16 protein-coding genes and 1 pseudogene are annotated in these 25,612 nt (G+C 69.6%); 5 read left to right on the forward strand and 12 right to left on the reverse strand.

Annotated elements, in window-relative coordinates:
- Window positions 1–350: 350 nt before the first annotated feature.
- From ACLZOT_RS29845 to ACLZOT_RS29860, 4 genes are read right to left on the reverse strand one after another with little or no spacing between them, the layout of a single operon-like run.
- Complete coding sequence (locus ACLZOT_RS29845) at window positions 351–1,601, reverse strand: DUF2399 domain-containing protein (protein WP_416972225.1); 1,251 nt, start codon at window positions 1,599–1,601, stop codon at window positions 351–353.
- Window positions 1,598–6,598: an SbcC/MukB-like Walker B domain-containing protein gene (locus ACLZOT_RS29850; protein ID WP_416972226.1), complete on the reverse strand. Its 5,001-nt coding sequence runs from the start codon at window positions 6,596–6,598 to the stop codon at window positions 1,598–1,600. The genes ACLZOT_RS29845 and ACLZOT_RS29850 overlap by 4 nt, the downstream gene beginning before the upstream one ends.
- On the reverse strand, window positions 6,595–7,929 hold the full coding sequence (locus tag ACLZOT_RS29855; RefSeq protein ID WP_416972227.1) for a DUF2398 family protein: 1,335 nt from the start codon (window positions 7,927–7,929) through the stop codon (window positions 6,595–6,597). Before ACLZOT_RS29855 ends, ACLZOT_RS29850 begins: the two co-directional genes overlap by 4 nt.
- A complete protein-coding gene (locus ACLZOT_RS29860) occupies window positions 7,926–9,488 on the reverse strand; it encodes a DUF2397 family protein (protein WP_416972228.1) in 1,563 nt (520 codons plus the stop codon). The genes ACLZOT_RS29855 and ACLZOT_RS29860 overlap by 4 nt, the downstream gene beginning before the upstream one ends.
- Window positions 9,489–10,162: 674 nt before the next feature.
- Here ACLZOT_RS29860 and ACLZOT_RS29865 point away from each other — a divergent pair.
- Window positions 10,163–10,501: a hypothetical protein gene (locus ACLZOT_RS29865; RefSeq protein WP_416972229.1), complete on the forward strand. Its 339-nt coding sequence runs from the start codon at window positions 10,163–10,165 to the stop codon at window positions 10,499–10,501.
- A 72-nt stretch (window positions 10,502–10,573) separates the two neighbouring features.
- On the opposite strand, the pseudogene ACLZOT_RS29870 reads toward ACLZOT_RS29865, so the two are convergent.
- Window positions 10,574–10,900, reverse strand: a pseudogene (locus tag ACLZOT_RS29870) (hypothetical protein); the annotation flags it as partial.
- 227 nt (window positions 10,901–11,127) lie between these two features.
- A complete protein-coding gene (locus ACLZOT_RS29875; protein ID WP_416972230.1) occupies window positions 11,128–13,380 on the reverse strand; it encodes a Helicase associated domain protein in 2,253 nt (750 codons plus the stop codon).
- Between the two features lie 363 nt (window positions 13,381–13,743).
- Here ACLZOT_RS29875 and ACLZOT_RS29880 point away from each other — a divergent pair, with 363 nt between their 5' ends.
- Complete coding sequence (locus ACLZOT_RS29880; RefSeq protein ID WP_416972231.1) at window positions 13,744–14,667, forward strand: hypothetical protein; 924 nt, start codon at window positions 13,744–13,746, stop codon at window positions 14,665–14,667.
- A gap of 24 nt (window positions 14,668–14,691) precedes the next feature.
- Window positions 14,692–15,246, forward strand: coding sequence for a hypothetical protein (locus ACLZOT_RS29885; RefSeq protein ID WP_416972232.1), 555 nt, complete (start codon window positions 14,692–14,694; stop codon window positions 15,244–15,246).
- A gap of 40 nt (window positions 15,247–15,286) precedes the next feature.
- Here the strand turns inward: ACLZOT_RS29885 and ACLZOT_RS29890 are convergent, their stop codons facing one another.
- From ACLZOT_RS29890 to ACLZOT_RS29915, 6 genes are all read right to left on the reverse strand, one after another.
- Window positions 15,287–18,298 (reverse strand): AAA family ATPase, encoded by a 3,012-nt coding sequence (locus tag ACLZOT_RS29890; RefSeq protein WP_416972233.1) that lies wholly within the window; start codon window positions 18,296–18,298, stop codon window positions 15,287–15,289.
- Between the two features lie 2 nt (window positions 18,299–18,300).
- On the reverse strand, window positions 18,301–19,473 hold the full coding sequence (locus ACLZOT_RS29895; protein ID WP_416972234.1) for an exonuclease SbcCD subunit D: 1,173 nt from the start codon (window positions 19,471–19,473) through the stop codon (window positions 18,301–18,303).
- A 745-nt stretch (window positions 19,474–20,218) separates the two neighbouring features.
- Window positions 20,219–21,688 carry a UvrD-helicase domain-containing protein gene (locus ACLZOT_RS29900; protein ID WP_416972235.1) on the reverse strand — a complete coding sequence of 490 codons (1,470 nt, stop codon included), beginning with the start codon at window positions 21,686–21,688 and terminating at the stop codon, window positions 20,219–20,221.
- A complete protein-coding gene (locus tag ACLZOT_RS29905) occupies window positions 21,685–22,167 on the reverse strand; it encodes a hypothetical protein (RefSeq protein WP_416972236.1) in 483 nt (160 codons plus the stop codon). Before ACLZOT_RS29905 ends, ACLZOT_RS29900 begins: the two co-directional genes overlap by 4 nt.
- Window positions 22,164–23,024, reverse strand: coding sequence for a DUF6083 domain-containing protein (locus tag ACLZOT_RS29910; protein ID WP_416972237.1), 861 nt, complete (start codon window positions 23,022–23,024; stop codon window positions 22,164–22,166). Before ACLZOT_RS29910 ends, ACLZOT_RS29905 begins: the two co-directional genes overlap by 4 nt.
- A gap of 168 nt (window positions 23,025–23,192) precedes the next feature.
- A complete protein-coding gene (locus ACLZOT_RS29915; RefSeq protein WP_416972238.1) occupies window positions 23,193–23,456 on the reverse strand; it encodes a helix-turn-helix transcriptional regulator in 264 nt (87 codons plus the stop codon).
- 300 nt (window positions 23,457–23,756) lie between these two features.
- Here ACLZOT_RS29915 and ACLZOT_RS29920 point away from each other — a divergent pair, with 300 nt between their 5' ends.
- Complete coding sequence (locus ACLZOT_RS29920) at window positions 23,757–24,683, forward strand: hypothetical protein (RefSeq protein ID WP_416972239.1); 927 nt, start codon at window positions 23,757–23,759, stop codon at window positions 24,681–24,683.
- Between the two features lie 206 nt (window positions 24,684–24,889).
- The gene (locus ACLZOT_RS29925) at window positions 24,890–25,510 is read left to right on the forward strand and encodes a hypothetical protein (RefSeq protein WP_416972282.1); all 621 of its coding nucleotides are present in this window, start codon (window positions 24,890–24,892) and stop codon (window positions 25,508–25,510) included.
- The last annotated feature ends 102 nt before the right edge of the window (window positions 25,511–25,612 follow it).

Genomic DNA, 25,612 nt, shown 5'->3' on the forward strand with positions numbered 1-25,612 from the left:
GCTGTACGATATGCCGCCCTCCGTCCGCGCCGGCCGCCAGTGGCGAGGCCACCTCGTCCACGACGGAGGCTTTGAACCGCTCCTACCCGTTGTCGCGGGAGCGGACCTGCTCATCCGCCCAGACCTGTTCACCCGCCTGCACGCCACCATCGGCCCCTCCCGCTGTCAGGCAGGTGCTGACAGCAGCCCAGGACGACGACATCCCCGACAACGAGGACTGAGAACACCCCCACGACGCTCGCGTCCCCGCCCCAGTTCGTCGTTGTCGGGGTGGAGACGGTCGGCCTGGGTGCGCTGGGCTGTGAGCCACTCCCCCGCCTGCGCGGCGTTCAGCGTCACCTATCTACGCGCTACGAAGGTGAGCGTGGCGTGCCCGGTTCCGGGGGCGCCAGGTCGAGGAGATGCGTGAGCACAGTGTCGTGTTCTTGGTAGAGGACGCGCCCTGACACACGCAGTTGGGCGGCCAGCGCGGGGTCACAACTGCTCGGCAGGAGTCCGAGAGGGATGCTGGAGGGCTGGTCACCTGCCGCCCGGACAAGGGTGGCGTCCATGGCGACGAGTTCTGCCCCGTAGATCTGTTGCACCGCTGCGGCGATGTGCAGGCCGGCGCCGTCCAGGTCGCCTGCGTAGCGGAGTTGCAGTCCCTGGTCTGTTGCAAGTTGGAGGAGGGCGTGGTCGACGGCGCGGAGCTGGCCGCTGGTGCAGGCGATCGGCCGAGTGCTGGCGTGTTCCATCGCCGCTTCCAGGACGGAGGGGTTTTCGACGACGGTGAGGGTCTGCGAGGCCAGTCGGGGCGGGGTGTCGGTGAGGTCGAGGAGGTTGAGGGCGACGGGGGTGGTGGCTTCGTTGAGCCGCCGGTCGATGGGTCCGTCGCCGAGAGCTCGGACGTGGTGGAGCAGAACGGTCGCGGAGAGCCTGTCGGCGAGGATGCCGTGGTCGGCGAGCAGGGCGCGGATGTGGTCGGGACGGGTGGGTTCGGGTCGGCCGGTCAGTTCGGCGACGGCGGAGATGAGGCGTTGCCCGGGCAGGGTGGCGGGGTCGAAGTAGTGCGGGTCGCCGGCGTGGTCGTGGGCGAGTTTGGCCAGGGCCCGGGGTGGGGTGTGGGGCAGGTGGCGTGTGAGGGAGGCGAGTGCATCGATGAGTCGGCGTGTCTCGGGCTCGGTGTTCTGGTCTGTTCCGATGAGGAGTCTGGCTCGCAGCCGGGGCAGGTGGGGCAGGTGGGTGGCTGCATAGTGGTCGAGGTCTTGGCGCAGTGTGTCGACGTCACGGCGGCCTTGTTTGCGGTTGACGACGGGGCGGCCGACTGCGTTTTCGACCAGGGCCTGCAGGTCGTCGGTGGGCAGGTCGAGGGCTTGGAGGAGGGGCTGCAGGGGGACTTTGGTGCCGCGGTCGGTATGGGGTGCGCTGGTGCGTCCGCGGCGGCGCTGTTCGGAGGTGTCGAGCCAGGATCGCAGGGCGGCCACGGCACCGGGGGTGAGGCCGGGCACGGTGACGGCGACGATGCGTGTGGGCTCGGTGCCGGCGCTGAGGCGGTTGTGGATGGCTTGCCACAGGGGGGCGAGTTCGGGGTCGGCGGCGAGGAGTCTGAGGTCGGCGGTCACGGCGCGTCCTCGGGCTGGGCCGGGGTGAGGTCGAGGGTGAGAGGTTGAGGTTCGCCGTGGCCGTGCCACAGCCAGGGCACGGTGATGCGGCGGCGTCCGCTGGTGAGGACCTGGTGGATCATGGCGCGCTCGGTTTCGCGTTTGATCAAGGGGGTCATGTCTGGGGCGGTGGCCAGGACGTCGAAGTTCCAGGAGCGCAGCAGGGCCAGGACCTTGCGCAGGTTGGCTTCGTCGAAGGCGGCGTCGATTTCGTCGATGGAGAGCAGGCGTGGACCTGTGTAGCCGCTGGTGGAGTACATCGACCATGCGGCTGCCAGGAGGGGCAGCATGGTGGCCAGACGTCGCTCGCCGGTGGAGAGGCCTTCCAGGGGGTTGGAGCGCACGGAGATCTCGCGGAATTTTTCTTTGCCGGCGGCCTCGAAGGAGGAGTGGGTGACGGAGATCGTCCACTCGTACCAGGTGCGGTAGTCGAAGGTGTGGGCGACGCGTTCGGCCCAGGGTTCGCCGGTCTTTTCCTTCATGCGCCGGCGCAGTGCTTCGTACATCGCTTCGAAGGTGTCGTCGGCAGGCGGACGGGCGATGAGTTCCACCATGTGCTGGGCTTCGGGGTCGTTGGGCCGGACGTCCCATGCGACCTGGACGCCGACCTGGGCGACGCCGGTGCGGACGTCCTTGAGGGTGTGGCGGATCTTGTTGACGAGTTCGACGGCTGCTTCGCGGCGCGTCTGGATGTCGCGTTGGAGTCGGGTGAACAGGCTGGTCTTGAGGACCTGCTTGACGTCGGCGCGCAGGTCGTTCTCGAGTTGGGCGGCGGTTGCTTTGAGGTCGTGGACGGTGGTGGAGACGTCTTCGCCGCGCACGGCTGCGGGATCGGCGACGACGGCGCGTCGCCATGGGGTGTCGCCGATGCCGACCACGGTGACCTGGCGGTCGAATCCTGTCAGACCGGCGCTGGCCTTGCGGGCGGCGGTTTCCAGTGCGTTCAGGTCGCGGTCGCGCTGCCGTTCCAGGGCCTGGTGTCGGTCGGTGCCGGCGGACGTGTCGGTGAGCAGGTGTCGGGCCCAGGCCAGGCCTGCGGTGAGGTTGGCCGGGCGGCCGTTGTCGGCGGGCAGGTCGTCGGGAAGGACGGCGAGGCGTTCGTCGGCCAGGCGTCCGAGGCGGGCCAGGCACACGTCCCGGTTGCGTTCGGCGGCCTCCCGGCGTGGAGCCACCATTTCCCGGGCGGTCTGGGCGGAGCTGGCCTGCCTGTCTGCTTCCTGCCGGCGGGCGAGGCACTGCTCGGCGCGTTCTTCGGCCCGGTGGAGTTGTTCGGCGGTGGTGTCCCGGCGGGCGCGCAGTTCTTCGTACTGCGCGCCGTACAGGGTGCGCATTTCAGCGACGTGGGCGGCTTCTTCCTCGGCACGTCGCCGGAGCCGGGAGGCTTCCTGCTCGGCTTGGGTGTGGCGGGTGTGGCGCTCGTCGAGTGCCTGACGGTCGCTGTCTGCCCGTTTGAGCAGGTCGCTCACTCGGTGGGAGGCCGGTGCCCAGGCCTGGACATGGCCGACGAGCCGGGCGACTGCTTCCCTGCGGTCGTCGAGGTATTTCGTTTCGGTGCGCAGCAGGTCGCCTCCGGGCAGCGTTGCGGCGCGGTTGAGTGTGCGCAGGGCCTGGGTGACGGCCTTGCCTGCGTCTTCGTGACGGGTGGTGGCTTTTACGGCGTCGGCGCGGGCCTGGTTGAGGTGTTGTTCGGCTGTGTCCTCGGCGCTGTGGGCTGCGTCGACGGCCTCGATCTCCTGATGGGGAAAGGCTGTCTGTTCGGTGTCGGCCGCCTGCTGTGCGTCGGCTGCGCGGGTGCGGGCATCGGCACTGGATTGGGCGGTGGCGGTCTGTTCGGCCGCTGTCTCTGCGGCGGCTTGGGCGTCTTCGGCGGCCTGCTGCGCGTTGCTGCGGGCGTGGTCGTGGGTGAGTGCGGCAGTGGCGACGGTGGCGGCGCGGGTGGCTGCTGCGGCCCCGAGTTCGGCGAGTACACGCTGCAGGGCCTGGTCGGCTTGGGCCAGGGCCGTCGCGGTGCGCTGCTGGAGTGTTTGCACAGTGGTGCGCTGGTCGGCAGCGTGGGAGCGGGCTTCGTCGACCTGTGTGGAGGGCGGGAGAGCGTCGCGTTCCTCGGCGGCGTCGGTGATGTCCTGGTGGCAGCGTGCCAGGTGTTCCTCGGCCGCTTGGAGGGTGAGACGTGCGGCGGCCAGGTCGTCTTCGATGCGTTTGACCCTCTGGCGGCGGATCTTCTCGCGGGTGGTGCGGCCGATGAAGGCGGACTGGTATTCGGTGGGGGCGCTGGCGGTGAGGACGCCGTGGGCCAGCCGGCCGGCGGCAGGGTCGCTGCCGGGGGTGTCGACGGGGATGGCGGCGAGGATCTCCCGGATCCGGGTTTTCTCGATGGCCGGGTGGTCGTCGACGACCAGCAGGTCGGCCAGGGTGCGGCCCGGGGCCGGGGTGGCAGGGGTGAGGGTGAGGTCGCCGTCGCGCACCTGACCGTCGGGGGTGACAAGGGCATCGAGGAGGCCGGCCACCAGGAGTGCTCCTTCGAGGCGGTCTGCGTCGGCGGTGGGGAGGCCGGGGGCGAAGTCGACGAGTTCGCAGAGGGGGACGCCGTCCTCGGGTGTGCGGGTGCGCCATGAGGGTGGCGCAGGCAGGGGGGCTGCCTGCTGGGCCACGTGCAGTTTGTCGGTCAGCTCGGTGACGGTGGCGGTGGCGGTGTGGACCTGTCGGGCGGCGGTTTCGGCGTGGCCTTGGAGGCGTGTTGCGGCGTGGGTGTGGGCGCGCACCGCTGCCAGGGTGAGGTCGGTGGGGCGCAGAGCGTTCAGGTCGGCTGCGGTTGCGGTGGTGTCGGGCAGGGTGATGTCGTCGGGGGTGAGGTGGACCAGGCCGGCGCGCCAGGTGTGGACGAGGCCCAGCCAGTGACGAATCGTCCGGAGGACGGTCGTGTCGGCTTCGGCGAGGGCCTGCTCGGCTGCATCGAGCGCGGCCTGGGCGCGGCTGCGGGTTTCGTGATGGTCGTGGTGGGCCTGGGTCTGGCGCGCTTCGTCGGCCTGTGTCTCGGCTTGTGCGTGGCGGAGGGCGGCCTGGTGTGCGGCGGCCGCCTTGTCGGTGGTGGTCTGGGCTGCGGTGTGCCGATGGCGGGCCTGCTCTGCGGTGGCGGTTGCGGCGCGGGCGAGGGCGGCGTCGGCGGTCGCCCTCGCCTGGTGGCCGGCCAGGTCGATGCGTGCGCGGGCGCTGGCGGCGGTGGTCGAGAGCCAGGTGATGAGCTGGCCGGTGTCGGTGCGCTCGTCGCTGAGGGCCGGATCGGTCAGCTCCTTCGGGAGCGGGCCGAGGTGCGGTGCGCTGTCCTGCCAAGTGTGGAGCTGGGCGAAGAGTTCGTTCTCGGTGTGTCGACGTCGGCTGGTGGTCTGGTCGGCTTCCTCTCGGCGGGTGTGCTCCGCGTCTTCGGCGGCGCGTTGTTCGTCTGCGGCGGCGCGCTGGTTGTCCTGTGCGCCCTGGTAGGCGCTGAGGGCCCTGTCGACGGTCTGGATCTGGCGCAGATGGTCTTCCGCCCACGCGAGTGGGTGGCTGCGCAGGGATGCGGTGTCCGGGACGGGTGCGGTGCCGTGGTCGGCTGCGGCAAGGGTGTCGGAGGCTTTCAGGAGGCGTTCGCAGGCGATGTCGGCTCCCACGGCGCTGGCACTGGCGCGTAGGTCGTCGCAGATCCGGCGGAGCTGGGCCTGCGACGCCTCAGCGTCCTTGCGGCTGCCGGTGGCTTTTTCGAGTGCCTCCTCGACGTCGGTCTCAGATGTCTGGGCTCGTTCCTGTGCGGCTTCAGCCTGGGAAGCGAGATCGCGGGCGCGTTCCTCGCGGTGGGGTAGTTCGGCGCCAGCGTGTTCTGTCAGCAGGGTGTCGTCTGCTGTCAGTTGTCCCCGGGCGCGGGCGATGTCGCTCTGGGCGCGGGTGTACTCGCTGGCTGCTTCTTGGGATTCTTCGCGGGCGGCGTCGAGTTGGTCGTTGGCCTTCTTGAGGTCGCGGGCAAGATCGTCGAACTCGGTGTTGGCAGCGGTGAGGGCGGCGGCCTCCACCTGAGCAACGGTGCGCAGGTAGCGGCGGTAGCTGCGGTCGGTTCCTTCCAGGAGCTTGGCTTCCTGGTGGGTACGGTCGAGTTTGGTCTCGAGTTCGGAGATGCGTTCCATCGCCTCGGCGACCTGGGTGAGGTTGTCGGTGTCGAGCGCGGGGAGGGCATCGGTGAGGACTTGCCTCATCCGGGCGAGGGTGATGTTCTCCGCGGTGCGGACGCTGCGCAGGGATCGCAGGACGGCGAGCAGCGCCTCGAACTGGACCTCGTTGAGCGGGGCGAACAGTCGAGTGCGGACGGCTTGGCGGTAGGCGCTCTCGTCCTGTGGGGCGAGTTGGGTGAGAGAGCCGCGCAGTGTTCGGGAGTCGGTGAAGATCTCGCCGTGGCAGGCGGCGAGTTGACCGGCGAGGGCGTCCAGGCGGACGGGTTCACGGTCGTGTTCCAGCATCAGGTCGGTGCCGACCCGGCCGGGGGTGAGGAAGAACGCGCGATGCAGGTTGCCTGCGGTGGCGCGCAGCCACAGACCTGTTGTCATGTGCCGGGTGGTGCCACTGGTGGGATCGTGCAGGCCGTACTCGAGCCACCAGATGCCGGTGCGGTCCTCGCGGTCGTTGAAGTCGGTGTGCCGGCTGGTGAGGGTGCCTGCGGCTTTGCCGGATACCGACAGGGCGGTCTGGGAGGTGTCGGCGTCCAGCAGGACGGTGATCAGCATGGAGGCTGTGAGGGACTTGCCGGATCCGTTGGGGCCGACGAGGGCGAGCCAGCCGTCGGAGAAGTACAGCTCTTCGCTTGCCCAGGCCCAGGAGTTGACGATTCCGGCGCGTGTGGGCTGCCAGCGGCCTTCAGTGCCGGGGGTGCCGATGTCTGGAATGCCGGCGCCTGTCAGAGCTGGGTCCGGGGCGGTCTGCTCGACGGACTTCATCGGTCGTCTCCTTGGCTGGCCTGCTGCACGGTGTCGAGGGTGGAGGTGGTTCCGGTCACCCGGTGGGCGGCGGTGTCGGATTCCGGTGAGGCGGTGCCGGGCGGTGGGGTGGGCTGGCGGACGCGGACGCGCCACAGGTGCACTCCGGGTGTGGGCAGCCATGTGTCGGGGATGTCCGGCTGCGGGATGAGCAGTCCGACGTGGGTGAGTTCGGCGGTGGCGGCCCGGGCCAGTGCGGGCATCCGTGCGTAGGAAGCGGCCCAGCGGGGCTGGCGGGCGCGTAGCTGGGTGAACAGTTCTGTGATGTCGGTGAAGGTCAGCGGGGCGCTCGGGTCGTCGCGGTCGGGGAGGGTGGCCAGGAGGGCGAGGGCGGCCTGGCGTTCGGTGCGGCGGCCGTTGGGGAAGTCGAGTCCGGTGGCTTGGCCGCTGGGGTCGGTGATCTGCCACCAGTCGCGGCGCACGGTCGCGGACAGTCCGAGGGCGGCGACGACGTTGAGGGCGCGTTCGCGTCCGGTCAGAGTGTGCAGGTAGGGGGTGGTGTCGCCAGCGTCGCCGAGGGGGTTGGTGGCGGGGTCGTCGACGAGTCGCCGCATGGCGTTGAGACGCCGCTGCTCCAGGGTGGGGGCGCTGTCCGGGGTGCGGGTGGTGTGGTCGAGAAGGGATTCCGCGGACAGGGCGACGGCGTGCTGGCTGGCCGGCAGGCTGTCGAGTTCGAGGAGGGTGGGGGGAAGTGAGGAGAACTTGGCGGCGAGGCGGTCGCGGGAGGCGGTGACGACGAGGTCGCCGTTGTCGTCGGCCAGGGCTCGGTCGAGGTCGGCGTCGACAGTGACAGTGCCTTCGGCGACGAGGATTTTGAGGGCGTCGCCCAGGCTGTGACGGTTGTGGTGTGCCTCTTGCTTGCTGACGTTGCCGGCGGCGACAACGGGAAAGGGCGGCAGGTGTCCGTCTGTGCTGTCGGCGGCGCAGACCTGGGCGATGGCTTGCAGGAGTTCGCGCACGCTCATCCGGGGGCGGCGCCACAGTTGTTCGCAGGCAAGGCAGACGAGGATCATGACCAGGGTGCCGGCGAGCGGCTGCCGGTCCCGTGCCAGTAGCGGACCGCGGTCGCAGGGGACGTCGGTTCGCCGCTTGTGCAGGCGGACCAGACCGGCGACTTCGTGGAACTCCACCGTCCAGCCCAGTTCGCTGCGGAAGTACTCGGCCAAGGCATGGCGGTGCTGCACGGCCGTCCGGTAGTGCTCGGCATCCTTCTCGATCGCCAGACGCCCGGTCGCGGCGAGCAGGCGGGCGCTCTCGCGTAGATCGGGGTCGAGCAGCAGGGGGTCGTTCATGCCACGCTCCGATCGGGATCGGCTGCCTGGGCGGGGGCGGCCCTGCGTGTTGCGGGCGTGGTGCTCTGTGCTGTGACGGTCAGCCGGAGGTCGGGCCCTGAGAGGTGTCCTTCGGCGAGGTGGACGGTGACGTTGGCGTGGGATTCACCGGGCCTGACGATGACTTCGAGGCCGGCCTCGTCGACGGCGGCGCATCCGCTTCCGTCCTCGGGGCGGTACTGGCTGAGCGCGACCTCGATGGCGTTGAGCAGGATGAGCGCCGCGTCGAACGGCAGTCGGGCGAGGTAGTCGAGGCCGACTTCACCGTCGGTGGCGAGCAGGGCGGCGAGGTGGCGGCGGCGCTCGGCGGCCGCCTGTGCGTCCGCGTACGCGGCCGCCCGGACGGCGGTGGTGTCGGGCACTTTGCGGGGCCGTCCGGTGGAGGTCCCGTGCCGCTCGTGCTCCCTGAGGGTGACCTCGACCTGGTAGCGGCTGGCACCTGCCCGGGCGGGAGTGCCGTGGGCGACGTCCTCCTCTCCCGTGCCGGTGACGGCGTGCCAGGACGGCCAGTCGCCGAACGCGGCCGCGTACACCCGGCGGGCCTCGGTGTCGTCCGGCTGCCGGTGCAGGCTGTGGGCCAGGCCCCGGAAGTCGACGCCCAGGTCGCTGCCACGGCGACGGGCCATGTAGCGGCGGTCGATGGCGACCAGCAGGGTGTGCACGGCGCCGCTGGCCGAGTCGATCAGCCGGTGGACGGTGCCGTCGGGCTTGAACCAGGCCTCCAGGTCGGCGAGGCGGCGGACCCGCTCATCGATCCAGTGTTGCTGGTCGGCGGCGTTCAGCAGTCCGGCGTGCTCGGCGGCGGCTTCCACCGTGCGGGCGAGTCCGGCGGTGCGCAGCTCGGCGAGCGCCGCTTCGACCCGCGGTAGGCCGCGCCCGTACTCGCGGGGGAACTGGCGCAGTGCCTCGACGACGCGGTCGCGGTTCTCGCCGAACACGTCGTCGTCGGTCACGTCGGACTGCACCATTTTCGCGAGTGCCGCGTAGAAGTCGGCTGTCACCCGCTGCAGTTCATCGATGCGCGTACGTACGTCTTCCAGATCACCGGGCAGGCGCCCGTGATCGTTCTTCAGGTGGTCGAGGATCTCCCGCAGCGTGTCCGTCACCTGGTCCAGAAGACGGCTGGGCAGTTGCAGGGCACGCACCATGTCGACGACGGCGCTGCGCACTGCGGCGACGATGCCCCTCCCGCGTCGCGTCAGCGCCCAGGTCTCCTCACGTGCGGACAGGCCTTGCAGGGTGCGCAGTGGTGCCGCGTAGTCGCGGAACGGCTCGGCGAACCCCCAGTGCTCCAACTGGTCGAGGCGCGCGCGCAGTTCGGCCTCGGGCAGGGGATCGTGGTACCCGACTGTCTTCAGCTGAGTGGTGATGTCCGACAGCGTCGCCATCGGCCCCCGGGTGGACAGCTCCTCCAGGGCCGCCAGCAGCGCCAGGTACCGCTCCTTCACGAGGCCATCGGACATCCCGAACACGTGCCAGTCGTCCGGTACGACTTCCTTCCACCACAACCGTGAACGCAACACCAACCCCCTTGAAGACAGCAGGACATGCCAGTGCGGCAGCCTGCTGGAAGCGCACTGCATTGCCTGGAAAAGCTAGACGCCGCCTCTGACAATCCGACCGAGGGCTGCAGAATTCAGGGAGAAAGCAGCCGGTTCACCTGACTCGAAAACGCCTCTTCCGTAATCGGCGAGACCTTGCCTTGCTCTCGCACCCAAGAAGACGTTCAACTTCTCCGAATGATCATTCGGGGAAGCCTCTGTACTGGGCACATGAGCTCAGTGCAGGCTGATCAAACCGTTTCGGGCAGGGCCGCCACCAGACCATGAACCCGCTCGACCGGCCGGCTGCCGCCCGATAAAAACAAGTCACTTTCGCCAGGAGTTCACCCACTCCCGCCACGCAAGAAATCCGAACACACACCCCGCCTCGATATTCGAGGATTTGTTCGATATCCCTTGACGAGACCACCTCCTCGGCCCGATGACTGAGCGCATCTCGGCGCCGCGACGGTTCAGCCCGAGGCAGCAGAGTTCCTCAGTGGGCGGTTCGTGAGTTTTTCTGTCCTCGCCTGATGGTGCAGTGCCGATGAAATTCGATGATCCGCAGCCGCTGGGGGCGCAGACGGGCCAGGAGCACAGCGCCGATCACTTTTACCCGCGGTGGAGGCGTGCGGATTGGTAACGTGCCGGTCATGATCGAGAGTTCGGGTGCCGGTGTCGAGGCGTTGCTCGGTGAGGAGATCGTCGCTCTCGCCGCGAGTACGTTCGTAGTGGTGTTCACAGGCGTCGGGCTGGGACATAAGCAGGCCCGGAACCGGGTGGACCAAGAGCTGTACGGCCGGTTCGGGAAGCCTCGGGGAAGCGACGCCCACCACGCCTACCAGGCGGTCATCCTGCAGATCGTCCTCATCTGGGAGCGGGCGGGGATCGCGGCACGGGCTACCGCTTCAGGCCAGCTGGTTCTGCTCCCGGACGGCACCCGCCTGCTCGACGCCACCGACGCCGCCCGTGAACTGCGTACCTTGCTCTGAGGGGGCGGTTCGTGGGTGATATCCGTTGCTGGCTGAGGTTAGGGCAAGGTCGCTGGTGAGGGGTTCCGTCGGCTATTGCTTCCTGGCGAAGTTACCGGTGTCGGCCTTGGTGAGGATCCCGAGTTTGACCAGGCGTTTCAGCTTGGCGCGGGTGCCTTCGACGTTCCTCGGCAGCAGTTCGTGGCCAAGGGCTTCACAGACGTCCTTGGCCCGTAGCGGCCCGGTCGCGTGGTTGAAGACAGCGAGGATACGGGGGTAGTCCGGGTGCTCGGGCAGGTCCGGCGCGACGGCAGGGAGCCGGTCGGCGAGGCCAGTGACGGTCTGGCGGGTGATCGCGAGGTGCTCCAGCTGCAACTCGGCTTCCCGCAGCCGGGTCTGCAGGTCGTCGAGTCGATGTCGAGGCGTTCGTACTCCGCGAACGCCTGGCTTGCCATGCGCATCAGGCTGCGGATCTCCGCTCCGCTCGCGCGGAGGTTCTGCGGATCCGTCGGGCCCTGTGGAACGGTGCTCTGAGCCACCGCCAGCCGTAGTGCCCTCGCCGCATGCGGACAGTAAGGGATGGCGCGTCGCACGCTGTTGCGGTACGGCGTTTTTCTCGGAGTTGTGGGCGCGCGACGGTGCAACGGTTATAGGCCGAGTTCGGTGAGCATCGCCTGACGCTGCGGACTGAGACGGGAGCGACGCCGGCGCAGATTGCTCAGCCACTGCCCCAGCCGCACGGGTTCGTCCCCGAGATTCTCGATGTGCCGTTGCGGGACGTCGAGGTGTCCTTCCCTGCCCTGGAAGGCTCGTGCGGCGGCCAGCCCGCGCTGGAAGGCCCGCTCTCGTGCTGGCATCTGGATGCTGGACGTCGAGGTGGCCGTGGTGTCTAGCCGGCCGCTGCCGAGTTCCTTGAGGAGTTTGTGCTGTTCGGGGTGGAGACGGCTGGTCTGGATGTGCTGGGCCTTTAGCCACTCCCCCGCTCGCGCGGCGTTCTCGGTCTGCTCGAGTTCGAGACGGGCGGCGTGGTAGGCGCGCTGCCAGGTTGTGGGCCAGGGGGGATTCCACCATCGGTCCAGAGCAGTGAGGGCGGCGGTGCGCTGGGAGGTGAGGTGATGGGCGCGGGTGCGCTGGGTTGCCAGCCAGCGGCCGAGGGGGAAGCCGTCGTGGATCTCGTCGACAGGGGCGGCGAGGTGGCCGTGGCGGGCGGCGTAGGCGGTGGCGTGGGCGAGGCCACGGTCGAAGGCCTGCCGGCGGGGGTCCCAGATGATGTCGAGGCGTTCCAGGGCCTGAGTGCGAGCCGGGTCGAGGACGCCGGTGGTGTGGAGGTGGCGTTGCCAGGTCAGCCAGCGGCCCAAGGGGTAATTGGTGGTGTCTTCGTAGGCTTGGGGGACGTCGAGATGGTGGTGGGTGCGGTGGTAGTGGCGGGCGGCTTTGAGGCCGCGGCGCCATTCGGCGCTCTTGGGTGCCAGGACCCGTAGGGAGAGGGCGAGGGCGACTTCCTCGGCCTGGGTGGGGCGGTCGAAGCGCAGCCATGCCTCGGGGTCGTGGGCAGCCATGGTGGGGCGGTGGGTGCGAGGGTCGGCCAGGCGTGCCTCGAGGCGGTCGTCGTGGGCGCGCAGGGCCTGGATGGTGCGCCACAGAGGGGTGTAGGCGTCGGCGCCGAGGAGGTCGTCGGGGTCTTCACCGGGGGTGAGGTAGACGGGGACGACGAGGGTGGCCTTCTTGCCGGCACCGGGGTTTTGGCGCAGGGCGCGGCCGACAGCCTGGACGGTGTCGACGGGGCTGTTCTTGGGGTCGGCGAAGACGACAGCGTCGATGGCGGGGACGTCGATGCCCTCCCCCAGCACGCGGGCGTTGGAGAGCACGGCGGGGGTGTCGGGGTCGGTGTGGGAGGCGAACTCGAGCAGCAGGCGGCGGCGGACCCGAGGGGCGTGGTTGCCGCTGATCCAGTCCGCCCACAGGTCGGAGGGCTGCAGCTCAGCGGGGAGGGTGGCGGCGGTGTCGGCCAGGGTGGTGGCAAACGCGCGGGCGTCGGCGACGCGGTGGTGGAAGGTGAGGATGCGACGCAGCCGGTGGTCGTGGATGGCGCGCAGGGCGGCGACCTGGCGGCCGGCCAGGCGCAGTCCGTCGACGCCGGCGCCCGGCCCGGTGGCGAGCCAGTCACGCAGGTCTTCGTCGGTGACGACGGGGACGAGGATCTGGTAGTCGGCGAGCAGGCCGAGATCGATGGCGTCGGAGAGGGTCAACCGGTAGGAGACGGGCCCGAAGATGCTCTCGTCGTCCATGGACGCCACGGTCTCCGTGTCCCCGTCCCGGTCTTCATCCGGGTCCCAGACACGGGGCGTGGCGGTGAGGTAGAGGCGGCGGTCGGCGGGGACCTGGTCGTCGTGGTGGACGGCGGCCCAGGCTTTGCCGAGGCGGCCGGCGGTGCGGTGGGCCTCGTCGATGACCACCAGGTCCCAGGTGGGCAGGTGGTGGTCGCGGTGGGCGGCGACCACTGTGGGCAGGGAGGCGTAGGTGGCGTAGACGGTGACCGGGCCGGGAGATGCAAGAGTGAGGTGGGCCGCCAGTTCTCCCGGTGACGTTGTCATCGGTGTGTCGCCGGAAACCGGGTCGTGTTCGAGCGCCTGGCGGGCTGAGCAGACGGCGATCGACCGCCCTGTTCGGCCTGCGAGCCGCCAGACGGATGCGGTCTGGGCCAGTAGGTCGAGTGTCGGTACGACGACCATGACCCGGCCACGTGGTGTGAGGCGGTGTGCCGTGCGAGCGGCGATGACCGTTTTGCCTGTTCCGCAGGCCGCGATCACGCTGGTTCTGGGGTGGGTGCGCAGAGTTCGGACAGCGGCACCGACGGCCTCTTTTTGGTGGGGCCTCAGTTCAAGGTCGGCAGGAGCCATGCAGTGCCACTCCGGTTCGGGGCGGGGTGTGGGCCTCAGGGCTTGTTGGCCGCATGTGCGGTCATTGTTCCACTGGCCGACGTCAGAAACGGCCGCTTTGGGAAGCTGCAGATTCAGGTGCTGGTGTGCGGGCCTCGAGCGGTGGCTGCCCTCGGTCTGGAGCAGTTCCGGGCAGAGGGAGATCGCTGGGGCGGCCTCGGCGCGGTTTCCGGACGGGAAGGCGAAAACACGGCTTTGTCCTGTCCGGTTGCGATGTAAAGCTTACGCTCGTCACGGTAAGTCATGTGGGGTGAGCGGCCGTTGGAGCAGCCGCTGCCTGCCGGTGAGCATCTCAGGGGGTCAGCCTTGGCCACGTTAGGCCACATGAAAGAGCGCACCATCGGGTTCTACGAGATCGTCACGGTCGCAGACGGCCAGGCGAGTCGAGCTCGCCAGATGGACTGGGACGGAGCCCTGGCGGACGTGTCCCGGGTGCCGATCGCGGGCCGTACGATCAACGGCGACGCGCAACTGGTCGGCACCATCGCCACGTACAACATGCAGGATCATCTGCTGCTGCACCGAGTCAAGGACGGCGGGGAGTGGCTGTCCGTCATGAACTGGGACACCGGTGACCTGCGTGAGCTGGAGCAGAGTGCGCACGAGGGTTACCTGGACACGTCCGTGGTGTGTTTCCTTCCGTTCGGGAACATCGTGGGGATCATGCAGGGGGCTCGCTCGGCTCCCAGCCAGAAGGGCCTCCAGGCGTGGCTGAACGGCATCCAGATGTTCCCCGGCACCCAGTTTGAGGTGCGACCGGTCGTCGCCTACGCCGAGTATGAGCGGCTCAAGGCCGCCTCAGGCGCCAGCAGCGTCGAAGTGAAGGTCATGGCCAACAAGATGGGGGCGCTACACGAAGGCAACCGGCGGGGCGGGCTGGCGCGCACCCTGCGGACGGCCGTCGACGCCTACGGCGAGATCAGCGTGACGATGATCATTACCGTGCCGCGGGGCAAGCAGCTCGCTGAGCACCGGGAACGGCTGCTCGCCGACCTCGACGAAATCTCCGACATCGTCTCGGGCGCTGAACGGGCCCGGGCGCGGCTGGTCTATTCCGAGCCGGACGGCCCCGAGCGCAGCCAACTCGTCGAGCTGGTCGAACACAGCATCACCGCCAAGAAGCGGGTGCCGGCAACGGACGCTGAGGGTAACTCCATCCGGATCGTGTCAGCGGTGGATGCCATCCTGTCAGCAGCGGTAGAGCACCAGGACGCACTGCAGCTGGCGGTTGACGCATTGGAGCAATGAGCCGGGGCGACGACGGGGGGACGCGTGGGCGCACGAACGCGGATCGAGGACGCCTGGGCGGAACGCCTGTGGATCGACCATCTCGCTGCGGCAACAGCAGTCGGCATCCACATTCTCGTCATCCGGCTGACAGGGTCCGGAGACTGGCTGCAGTGGATCGACTCCTCCCAGCGCACGGACCTGTACGCGGCGGCAGCTGGAGTGGTGTCGGCGATCGGTGGTCTGAGCGCTATTGCCATCTCCATCTACACTGCGGCCAACGGGGAGCGGCTGCGTGCTGTGCGCCGGCAGCATCAAGGCCAGCTGAGGCGCAGCTGGCGCAGTCTGCTGCAGGGCACCGCGTGGTGCTGCCTTCTTCTGCTGGCCGCCCTCTCCCTGGACCGCGAGCACGATCCGCTGTCCGTGCGTTTCCTGTCCGAGTACGCCCTTGCGTTCGCGGCGTTGCGCTATCCGCGACTCATCTGGCTGTTCGACCGGATGATGCAGGTGTCGGACATGGACCTGGCCGAGCCCGAACGCTCTCCGGCACCGGTGCGGGATCCGCACTGGGTGCGCAGGCGGCAGGGCACTCCGCCCTGACCTGCCGCCTGCATCGCTGACGAGGCAGGATGCGGCCGTGCTACTCGGCGGCGGCGGTCAGCTGGGCGAGGGTGGAGCCGGTGGTGTGCTTGCGGACGTGCAGGCGGTGGGTGATGCGACGGCGCAGTTCGGGGACATGGCTGATGAGGCCGACGGTGCGGTCGTGGGCGCGCAGGGTGTCCAGGACGTCGAGGACCTGATGGAGGGTGTCTTCGTCGAGGGTGCCGAAGCCTTCGTCGATGAAGAGGGTGTCCAGGGCGCGGCCGCCGGCTTCGGCGGTGACGATGTCGGCCAGGCCCAGGGCCAGGGCCAGGGAGGCGAAGAAGGACTCGCCGCCGGAGAGGGTGTCGGTGTCGCGTTCGCGGCCGGTCCAGGCATCGAGGATTTTCAGGCCGAGGCCGGAGCGGGCGCCGCGGGCGGCCCGGGCGTCGGAGTGGGCGAGGGTGTAGCGGTGGTCGGACATGCGCAGCAGGCGGGTGTTGGCGGCGGCCACGACGTCTTCGAGGCGGGCGGCCAGGACGTAAGCCTCCAACTGCATGCGCAGCTGGTTGCTGAGCGAGGTGCCGTTGATCAGGCCGTGCAGGTGGTCGACGGTGCGGTAGGCGTCCTCGAGGGGCTGAAGGCGCTGGGTGAGGGTGTCGAGCTGGGTGGTGAGGTCGGCGAGGGCGCGGGTGCGGTCGGCGGCCTGTTCGGCGAGGGCGGCGGCGCGGGTGTGGCGGGTGGTGGCGGCCTCGAGGTGGGCAGTGGCTTCGTCGACGTCGGCGGGCGGCTGGGCGGCGGCTGTCGTGAGGTCGGGCTCTTCGAGCCGAGCGGTCAGCACGGCGCGCTGCTGGCGCCACTGGTTGATTTCGTCGTCGAGGGTGTGGAGTTCGGAGTCGGACAGGAGGGCCTGCGCTGCTGCGTCGGCGGAGGCGAAGCCGGCCGTGCGGGAGGCATCGGTCGCGATGCGGGCGGCCTGATGGTGTTCTTCGCCGATGCGGGTGGCGTCGGCGGCGCGCGTGGCGGCGGTTTCGAGGCGGCCGGCCGTGTCGGTGAGCTGGGTGATGCGGTCGGTGAGTGTGGGAGCGTCGGCGCGGGCGGCGGCCAGGCGTTGGTCGAGGGAGTGACGTTGGGCGTCGAGGCTGTCGTAGGCGGTGTGGGCGGCGGCCAGCCGGGCTGCTGTGTCGGCGCGTACCTGTTCCGTTTCGGTGAACTCGTTTTCCAATACCTGAAGTTGTTCGTCGGCAGGGCCGGCGTCGGAGGCATGTTCGAGGGCCTCGGCCAGGCGCCGCTTGAGGTTTTCGTGGTCGGCGGTGAGGTCCGCAGTCGGTGTGTCTCCGCCGGCCTGGCCGCGGGCGGTGGCCGCCTGCTCGCCGAGTTCGCGCAGCGTGTCCTCGATGGTCTTCTGCTGTTGCTGTGCGTGGGTGTAGTGCTCTTCGGCTTGTTGTTCGTCGGCGGCCGTGGGCTGGTCCGGATGGGGGGCCGCGGGGGCGGGGTGGACGGGTGAGCCGCAGACGGGGCAGGGTTCGCCATCGTTGAGGCCGCCCGCGAGTTCGGCGGCCATGCCGTCGGTGCGCCGTCGGCGGATGCCGAGGTAGGCCAGACCTGCTTCCGCGGTGGCCGCTCGGAGGGTGTTCAGGCGGTCTTCGGTGTCGCGGACCGCTTTCTCGCAGGTGTCACGGCGGCGGGCGGCCTCCAGGCGGCCGGTGAGCTGGGTGAGAGTGACGCCCAGTTCCCGGCCCTCGTCCTGCGCGGTGCGGGCCTGTTCGCGGCGGGTGAGGAGGTCACTGCGGCGGGTGGGAGCGTCGGCCAGCCAGGATTCGGCCTCGGCCAGGTCCTCCTCGCGCTGGCGGCGTTCGGTGTCCAGCTTCTGCAGGCGGGCGGTGTGCTGCTGGAGGGTGGCCTCGTCGGGCAGGAGGGCGCGCAGGGCGCCGATGTCGGCGCGCAGCTGCTGTGAAGTGGCGGTCAACTGCTGGACATCCAGGGCGCGGTGCTCGGCGGAAAGCAGGGTGCGGGCGGCGTGTTCCTCGTCCTGGGCGCGGGTGTGCTGGGTGGCGGCGGTGGCTGCGGCGTGCAGCAGGGGGGCCAGTTTCTGCGCGGTCAGGGCGAGCTGGCGCCGCTGGGTCAGCTCGTGGTGATGGTCGGCTTGCTCGTCGAGGAGGTCGAGGCCGTGGCGGGCGGTGCGGTGGACGGTTTGGCGGGCGGCGAGTTCGCGTACGGCGCGTTCCTGGTCTCGGAAGGTGCCAAGTTCACTGTGGGCGGTCTCGGCGTCCGCGGCCGCCGTCTTGTGGTGGTGGGCTGCTGCGGTGTGCAGGGCGGCGGCCCAGGTGCGGGCGGGTTCGGTCAGGGTGGCGGGGACGTCGGGGCGTGGGGCGCCCAAGCCGGGGTTGAGGTCGTCGCCGGCGGCCTGCTGGATGCGTTCGGCCAGCCGCAGGACGTCGGCGCGGGCTTCGTCGCGGGTCTTGGCGACGGTGCTTTTGCGGCTGGCCAGCCATTCCTCGATGGAGGCGAAGCGGCCGGTGCCGAAGAGCCGGCCGAGGAGGTCCTTGCGGTCCAGGGCGTCGGCGCGCAGGAATTTGGTGAACTCGTTCTGCGGCAGCAGGACGACCTGGCAGAACTGCTGGCGGCTCATACCCAGCAGCAGCTCGACCTCGGCTCCGGCTTCCTGGTGGGACTTGCCGAGCGGCTCCCAGCCACCTGAAGTTCCGGCTTCGTGCGCCCATTCACTCAGGTAGGTCTCGGCTTTTTGCAGGGTGGTGCCCTCGCCGTGGCGCTTGGGCCTGTGCTGTGCGGGGATGCGGCGGATGCGCAGGCGTTTGCCGGCGAGGGTGACATCCAGGGTCACTTCTGTCAGCAGGTCGGCCGGAGCGTGGTCGCTGCGCAGGCGTTGGTTGCGCTCGCCCGGCGGCTTGCCGTAGAGGGCGAAGCAGATGGCGGCGAACACGGTGCTCTTGCCGGCTCCGGTGTCGCCGTACAGGAGGAAGGTGCCGTCGGCGGACAGGGAGTCGAAGTCGATGGTGTGCTGGCCGGCGAAGGGACCGAAGGCCTGCAGGTGCAGGGTGTGCAGGCGCATGGTCAGACTGTTTCCTTCTCCTGGGCGCGGGCGCGCAGCTCGTCGACGGCTTCCTGCAGGAGGTCGGCCTCGTCCTGGGTGGGCTTGGTGCCCCGGACGGCGGCGATGAAGTCATGGGTGATGTCGAGATCGCCTCGACCGTGCAGCCGCTCGCGGTAGGTGGGGGTGTCGGTGGCCTGGCCGGGGATGACGGGTGGCGTGTGCGCCAGGTGCAGGGTGTGGGGGAAGCGCTGTCGGAGGCGTGCCATCGCCTCGTAGGGGCGGGCGGTGTCGGTGAGGGTGACGTCCAGCCATGCCTCGGCGAGGTGATCGTGGGCCGGATCGCTCAGCAGGTCCTCGATGGGGCCGGCCAGGCGGGCCAGCGGCAGCCGTAGCGCGTCAGGCAGGTTGGTGCGGGTGACGGTGGGCTCGGCGTGGGCAGGCAGGTCGACGAGGGTCAGGGACTTGGTGTGGCCGGTCTCGGAGAAGGAGTAGGCCAGCGGTGAACCGCTGTAGTGGATACGGCTGTTGACCCTTTGCGCGCCGTGCAGGTGCCCGAGGGCGACATAGTCGATGCCGTCGAAGACACCGGCCGGAGCGTGGTCGACGCCGCCGACTGCGATGTCGCGTTCGCTGTCGCAGCCGGCCGCGCCGGTAACGAAAGCATGGGCCAGGACGACAGAGCGGGTGTCGGCTGGGCGGTCGGCGAGATCGGCGCGGATCCGGCCCAGGGCAGAGGTCAGGACCGCCTTGTGGGAGGCCTCCTCGGTGTCCAACTGGGCACGGGCCAGACTGGGTTCGAGGTAAGGCACGCCGTAGACGGCGACGGGCCCGTGGTCGTCGGCGAGCAGGACCGGGGTACCGGTCTGGGCGGGGTTGGTGCGCAGGTGGACTCCGGCCCTGGACAGCAGACCCGCGCCGACACCGAGGCGGTGCGCGGAGTCGTGGTTCCCGCTGATCACGATCGTGGGGATGCCGAGGTCGGCGAGCTGCTCCAGAGCGTGGCTGAACAGCCGTACCGCGTCCAGGCTGGGAATGGCCCGGTCGTAGATGTCGCCCGCGATCAGCAGCGCGTCGACGTGTTCGGCGCGGGCTGTGGCGCAGATGTGGTCAATGACCTTGCGCTGAATATCGGTCAGATCTTCCCCGTGGAACCGGCGGCCGAGATGCCAGTCCGAGGTGTGCAGGAACCTCATACGGCCAGACCGTAACCACTGCGATGGCAGATGCGGGTGGTTTTCCCGATAAAAGGCTTCATCAATGCTTGTGCAGGGACGGGTAGGGACTCGTTTCTGATGGCGTCCCACCCGCGCGGCGGACGCCGTCGAGCGAGTTCATTCATACAACTGTCCTGTCTCCGACGGCCGTTGGCTGCGAGGATGGACGCTCAAGTCCCCGGCGCCTCGACGCCGTTCGCCGCCCACCGACAGGACCGTCGTGCAGCCGCAGGAAGGGCCATCTCCACGGGTTGCCGGAGAACACTGTCTTGGCTGCCGCGGCCAGAGCCGCGTTGGACCATCGGCTGTGGTCGGCTGCCGTTGAAACCGCTGGATCACAACAGGCGGGAGGTGCCATCTGCGGTGCTTTGGAGCAGAGGCGATGGAAGGTGGTGAAGGCGCAACAGCCTGCGGCGCCGTGCAGGGCAATGGAGTTGTCAATGCGCTGGATGGCGGCGAGCACGAAGTTCGGAGCGCCGGCCACGGGGCACCCTGGGCACCCGGGGGGCTCAGGGTGCCGGGCGATCGCGGCTGCCTCGCCCCGCTCTGGCGTTGAAGCTGCTGAGGGCCCGTTCATGTCCTGCTGAGGAAGCGGATGAGCTGAACAGGAGATTCCCATCTGGTGCATAGCGTTCCGGCGCCTGCGAGTGCACTGGGAACGCCATGCCCACATCCACGAAGCCTCCTGAAACTGTCACTCAGAGGCTCTCGCGTCGGACTCGCGTCACCTGCATGGGGAGCCGTCGGGGTGGTCGTGGATCCAGGACAGGCCGCCCAGGTCCAGTCGCTGGCGGGTGCGGGTGACAGCTACGTAGGCCAGGCGGGCTTCGGCGTCGTCGATGGGGTCGGGTGGCCTTGTGGCGCCTGTCTGTTCGTCAGCGGTGCTGTCGTTGGGGCGGGCGAAGTCGTCTGCGATGAGCACGCAGGCCCATTCGCGTCCTTTCGCCTTGTGGGCAGTGGAGACGGTGACCTGGGCGTGCGGTTCGGGCGCGAGGCGGGCGACGGCTGTCAGGATGGCGTCGGTGCCGTGGGTGTCGACGAGGTTGACCAAGGGCTGCAGGTCCCTTCCGGCCGGGTCATGAGCGGCGTAGTCCTGCAGGTCGCCCCAGCAGGGGAAGAGAACCAGTTCGGGGTGGTGGGTGCGGCGGCCTTCCTTCAGATCGCGTGCTGCAAGAGCCAGCGCCTGCAGGCTGTCTCCTCCCCCGGCCAGGGCGACGCTGTGTCCGGCGGCAATGAGAGCCATGACCTGGGCCATGGCGCCGACGTTGGTGCGGCACAGTACGGCGTCCGGCTGGGTGACAGGGCCGAGTTCGGTGGGCACGGTGGAAGTTCCGGTGAGGCGGATGGGAGCCTCTGCCAGATGCAGCCAGCGGTTGGCCTCGTGGGCAAGGGCGGGGCCGAACCGGAAGGACTGCGACAGAGCCAGTTGCGTGCCGTCGAAGCCGGTCATGACATCTTTGGCGCCGCGCCAGTGGTAGATGGCCTGGGCGGAGTCACCGACCATGACCAGTTGGGCGTGATCCCGCTGGGCGAGAAAGATCTGTTCGACGACGGGGTTGGTGTCCTGGGCCTCGTCCAGCAGCAGGAAGTCCGCCTGGATGCGCGGCTGGGTGAGGGCCCAGATCTTCAGGTAGTGGTCGTGCTCGAAGCGGACAGCGCCGGCGTCCGGATGCTGCAGATCGGCCCAGGCTTTGCACGCGTACGGCACGATGTGGGCGGCGAGTTGGGCGTGGAGGTCGTTGTCTTCCAGACCACGCAGACGGGGCACGTGGTGGCGGGTGATGGCCTCGTCGGCGGTGTGGCAGAAGCGGGTGACGGTACGCAGGGTGGCGTTGGAGAGAGCCTTTTGCGTCACCTCCCGCTCGCCGATGCGAAGGTGTTTGGTCAGGCCGAGGGCCTGACCGGTCTGCCAGGCCGGGCGGCGGGGTGCATTCAGGCGGCGGGTGTAACGGTGGCCGACGCCGGCGTATGCGAGCGCGTGGGCGGTCTTGCACTGGACGGTGCCGGGGAAGCGGGTGCAGGCGTCCTGAGCGATGGCCCGGTTGTAGGCGAGGTAGCGGCCGCGTCGGTTAGTGCTGTGCGCGAGCAAGGAGAGGGTGGTGGTCTTGCCGGTGCCGGCACCCGCCTGCAGGGCCACGTGGCCGCCGGCGTGGAAGGCGTCGGCGGCGGCCGTCTGTTCGTCGGTAGGTTTCATCGGGTGACGCTTTCGGGGAGTCGGGTGAGCGCGTGCCCGACGGCGGACAGAAGGTAGGCCGGGCTGGTGTGGGTGAGCAGTTGGCTCACGACCCGGTCGAGACGGTCAGTCTCCTGGTCGGCGTGTTCGGCCAAGGCCCGGTGCAGGGCCAGTTCCAGGAAGCGCTCGGGCGTCTGGGCGGCGTGTCGGGCCTGGGTCTTGAGAGATGCGTGTACGGCGGCCGGGAAGGCCACATTGAGCAGCACCTGGCGGTCGGCGTCCGGGTAGTGCGTGGTAATCACGTCGATGGGCAGCCGTGCGCCGAGCCGGTGGCGCACTCGGCGTAGCGCGCGGCGGGGGGTCTTGGCGGGCATGAGGGTGATAAGTCGGGTGGCGTCGTGGTTCGAGGCGAGCGGGAGCATGCGGGCGGCGTGGTGCAGGGCTGCCGGGGAGAGGGGGCGGGTGAGGGTGACTTCCAGGGCGTGGAGCGGCATGGTCATCCCTGCAGGCGTCGGCTGGTCGCGGGGTGCGGCAGGCGGGTGTGGATGTGAGCTGTGTGCCGGAGCGGGTCGAAGATCCGCCAGGTGGTCACGGCGAGGTCCGCGGCTGAGGTGAGGACGGCGTGGGCCGGGCAGCGTTGGGTGCGCCAGCGCCGCTGTTCGGTGTGGGGCAAGAGTCCGAGGTCGTAGACGGCCATCAGGGTGTCGGGGTGGGGCAGTCGGCGGCGGGCGGGGCTGATGGGCAGCAGTCTCCAGGTTCCGGCCGGGCTGTCGGGGTCCAGCACGGGCTGGGAGCATCGCTTCCGGTGGCGGGTCTGGGCGACGCAGCGGATGTGTACGAGGGGGCCGTCAGCGAGGTAGCGGCCCAGCAGCATGTTCACGACCGGGCGGGTGGGGTGGTCGGGGGCGGCAGGTGGTGCGTCGGTAGCCGGTGTGCTGGGGGTGAGACGGCCGGCGTCGATCAGGCGGCGGGTGCGGACGGCGAGTTGGCGACGCAGGGCGTCCAGGGGCGGGCTGATCCGGCAGGTGGGGGCGATGGCCGGGCAGAGTACAGCGTGCGGGATGCGGCACCAGTCGCTGCCGTCGTCGTGGGGGTGGGCGATACCACTGCTCAGGTGCCAGCGGCAGGTCGAGGGGATGCTCTGGATGGTGAGTTCGGTGGGGTGGAGGGCGATGGGCCGCTGGTCGGAGCGAGGGTAGATGTCGATGCGGTGGCCGCATCTGCGGCAGAAGCCGCTTTGGCCGTGGCGCAGCAGGCGGCTTGGGCTGTGTGCGGCCACATGGAGGGTGCGGCGCGGGTACGCCGTGCGCGGGCTGCCGTCCCCGTGGCGGCTGGCGGGGGTGTGACTGGGGTACATGGCGGGACCGTGCCAGGCGATACGCACCGGTGGTGCATGTGGCGGCTTCCGGGTCCTCCGGACGGCCCTGTCTAACCGAACATTCGAGCTGACGGGCTGCCATATGTTCTAGCAGGACTCGCCGTTCGGGTGATTTTACGGTGCCGTGCACGGTGAGGCTCTCGGACCTCAGGCGTCCTGCGTGCCGGGCGGGGTGTGGTTGTCACACAGGGCACCGAGCAGTTCCCCGATGGGGACGTCGAAGGCGTGCGCGAGGGCGTGCCAGGTGGTGATGTTGCCGGCGCCGCGGCCGTGTTCGAGGTCGATGACGGTACGCCGGGCCAGGCCGCTGCGGGCGGCGAGTTCGTCGAAGGTCCAGCCGCGGTCGTTCCTCAGACGCGCCAGCGTTACACGCAGGGCGGTGAGGTCCGGATCGGGCTGAAAGATCGACACCCGACTATCCGACGGTCCCGCCACCCACACTGTCAGTGCGAATTTCTGCACTTTCGGTTTCTGCGAGAGGGTGCCGTTTACGGTTTGGGAATCTGCACGTCCGTGCGCCCGTCCAGGTGCCTTTCGCTGGAACGCACCGGCCACGGCGGCAATGAACGACAGGAGGGCAACCCGCCGATGAGGCTTACCGGTGGGCACATCGCAGTGCGGCGCATCTGGACCGTGGAACTGCGCTCCCGGGCGGGGGCCCCGCGTCTTGTCTGCACGCGTTGCACCCCACGCACCCCTCCCCTCGGCGCTGTGTCCGCGCGGTCGGCCGCCTTGGCGCATCTGGCCTGTCATGCCAGCACCGATGTCCTGCCCGGGCATCTGCGGATCTGTCAGTGCCGGGAGCGAGGGTGCTCCTGGCATCCGCGTCACCGCGGCTGCGGCGGCCCCGTGCTGCTCGCGCTCACCCGCGACCGCGGCGGCCGCGCATGGCGGCTGGCCGACGCCTGCGCCGCCTGCGCGGCCGCGACCAGCCACACGGCCATCGTGCCGGACACGGTCCCTGGCCCACGCCAGTCACGGCGTTCCATCTGCGCGGTGGCCCCCGCACCCCTGAAAGAGCCGTCGACATCCGATGAACGGCTGCGGGTACGGGAGATGCTCGCCTACCTGGCCACCGCGCTGCCCAGGTTCACCTCCCCCGGCGCCCGGCTGCTCGCCCTGCAATGCACCCTCCGCGCGGACGCCCACGGGCGCCTGCGGGTCCCGCACGGGCTGCTGCGGAGCGTGCGGCTGTGCGGTCGTACAGAACTGTGGCAGGAGTTGGCCCAGGCCCACTGGCTGCATCTGCCCGACCTCAAATCGACGCCGGTAGCGGTGCAATTGCGGGATGCCACACTCCTCGACCATGCCGTCAGCCGCCGCACACGCCGACGTGCCGCCCACTGGGCCCTGCACCCCGACCCGCTTGCAGCACCGGCCGCGGCAACACCGGCAGAACACCTGACCGCCCTGGCCCTGGCGGCGTACACCACTGCGGCCGGCCCTGCCCCCGACCTGGCCACTATCGCCCGGCTGTGCGGGCACTCACCCCAGCAGACCTCAGAACTCCTTGACCGGCTGGTCGCCACGCGCACCCTGTCCTGGTGGCGTCACCACCGGGACACCGACGAGGTGCACTGGCAGCCGGCTGCGCCGTCCCGTGGTGCTGTTGCCATCACGCCCAGCTCCACTGGCTGACCACACCATGGTGCGGTCAGTGGGATTTCAACCAGGCACCAAAGAACAACGCTCATGTTCTCCGCGCCATCCCTCACACTCGGCTGTGCGACCGTAACTGCCAGGGCGCGCACAGCAGCAGGCAGAAGAACACACACATTAGATTTCGCATACGCCACGGCCACGCCCACACAGCGGCGGCGGCACTCAGGAAGGGTGTGAGCATCATGTCCGAAACCCCGACAGCCACCAGCGAGTTGACCTCGCAGTACAGCGCGCAGGTCGCCGAGGACCTTGAACGCAACCTCAAGGAGCAGGAACGCCTCAGCGCTGAAATCGATGGGCTCCAGGCCCAGTTGGCCGCTCTGCGGCATGACAACACCGTGCTGGTGAGCATCCAGCAGGCCCTCGGCGTCTCCCCCGCGCCTGCAGCCGAACCCGTCACGCCTGTGCCGGCTCCGCGCACGAAGCAGCAGCCCACTGCCAGGGCCGCAGACAAGCGGAAGCAGTCCGAAAAGACCGCCGTCCCCGCCCGAAAGCGGGCCGGCAAGAAGGCCCCTGCCAAGACGCCTGCCACCTCGTCCACCACGCCCACGCTCGTCGAGCTCGTCCGCGGACACCTGGCCGACCAGAAGGAACCGCGCTCCGCAGCCGAGATCACCACCGCCCTGGCGCAGCAGCATCCCGAGCGCACCATCAAGACCACCGTCGTGCGCACCACCCTCGAAGGGCTGGTGGCCAAGACCCATGCCCAGCGCACCAAGCAAGGCGCATCCGTCTACTACACCGCCCCGGAAACCGCCGCACCTGCCACCCAGGACGCGTCGGCTGCCGAGCCCTCGGCCTGACAAACTCCTCGCCAGCCGACTTCTGTTGGGCTTTCCCGGGGACAGCTCTGGGTGCTGCGGACACTGACATGTGGTGGGCAACCGGCCCTCCTGCCCGAGGAG

The sequence above is a fragment of the Streptomyces sp. 4F14 genome (genome assembly GCF_048159485.1).
Classification (GTDB): domain Bacteria; phylum Actinomycetota; class Actinomycetes; order Streptomycetales; family Streptomycetaceae; genus Streptomyces.

Coding starts and splice junctions, on each gene's coding strand:
- ACLZOT_RS29850 (WP_416972226.1), bottom strand. CDS start 6,598: ATGAAGTCCGTCGAGCAGACCGCCCCGGACCCAGCTCTGACAGGCGCC.
- ACLZOT_RS29855 (WP_416972227.1), bottom strand. CDS start 7,929: ATGAACGACCCCCTGCTGCTCGACCCCGATCTACGCGAGAGCGCCCGC.
- ACLZOT_RS29865 (WP_416972229.1), top strand. CDS start 10,163: ATGATCGAGAGTTCGGGTGCCGGTGTCGAGGCGTTGCTCGGTGAGGAG.
- ACLZOT_RS29875 (WP_416972230.1), bottom strand. CDS start 13,380: ATGGCTCCTGCCGACCTTGAACTGAGGCCCCACCAAAAAGAGGCCGTC.
- ACLZOT_RS29880 (WP_416972231.1), top strand. CDS start 13,744: ATGAAAGAGCGCACCATCGGGTTCTACGAGATCGTCACGGTCGCAGAC.
- ACLZOT_RS29890 (WP_416972233.1), bottom strand. CDS start 18,298: ATGCGCCTGCACACCCTGCACCTGCAGGCCTTCGGTCCCTTCGCCGGC.
- ACLZOT_RS29895 (WP_416972234.1), bottom strand. CDS start 19,473: ATGAGGTTCCTGCACACCTCGGACTGGCATCTCGGCCGCCGGTTCCAC.
- ACLZOT_RS29900 (WP_416972235.1), bottom strand. CDS start 21,688: ATGAAACCTACCGACGAACAGACGGCCGCCGCCGACGCCTTCCACGCC.
- ACLZOT_RS29905 (WP_416972236.1), bottom strand. CDS start 22,167: ATGACCATGCCGCTCCACGCCCTGGAAGTCACCCTCACCCGCCCCCTC.
- ACLZOT_RS29910 (WP_416972237.1), bottom strand. CDS start 23,024: ATGTACCCCAGTCACACCCCCGCCAGCCGCCACGGGGACGGCAGCCCG.
- ACLZOT_RS29925 (WP_416972282.1), top strand. CDS start 24,890: ATGTCCGAAACCCCGACAGCCACCAGCGAGTTGACCTCGCAGTACAGC.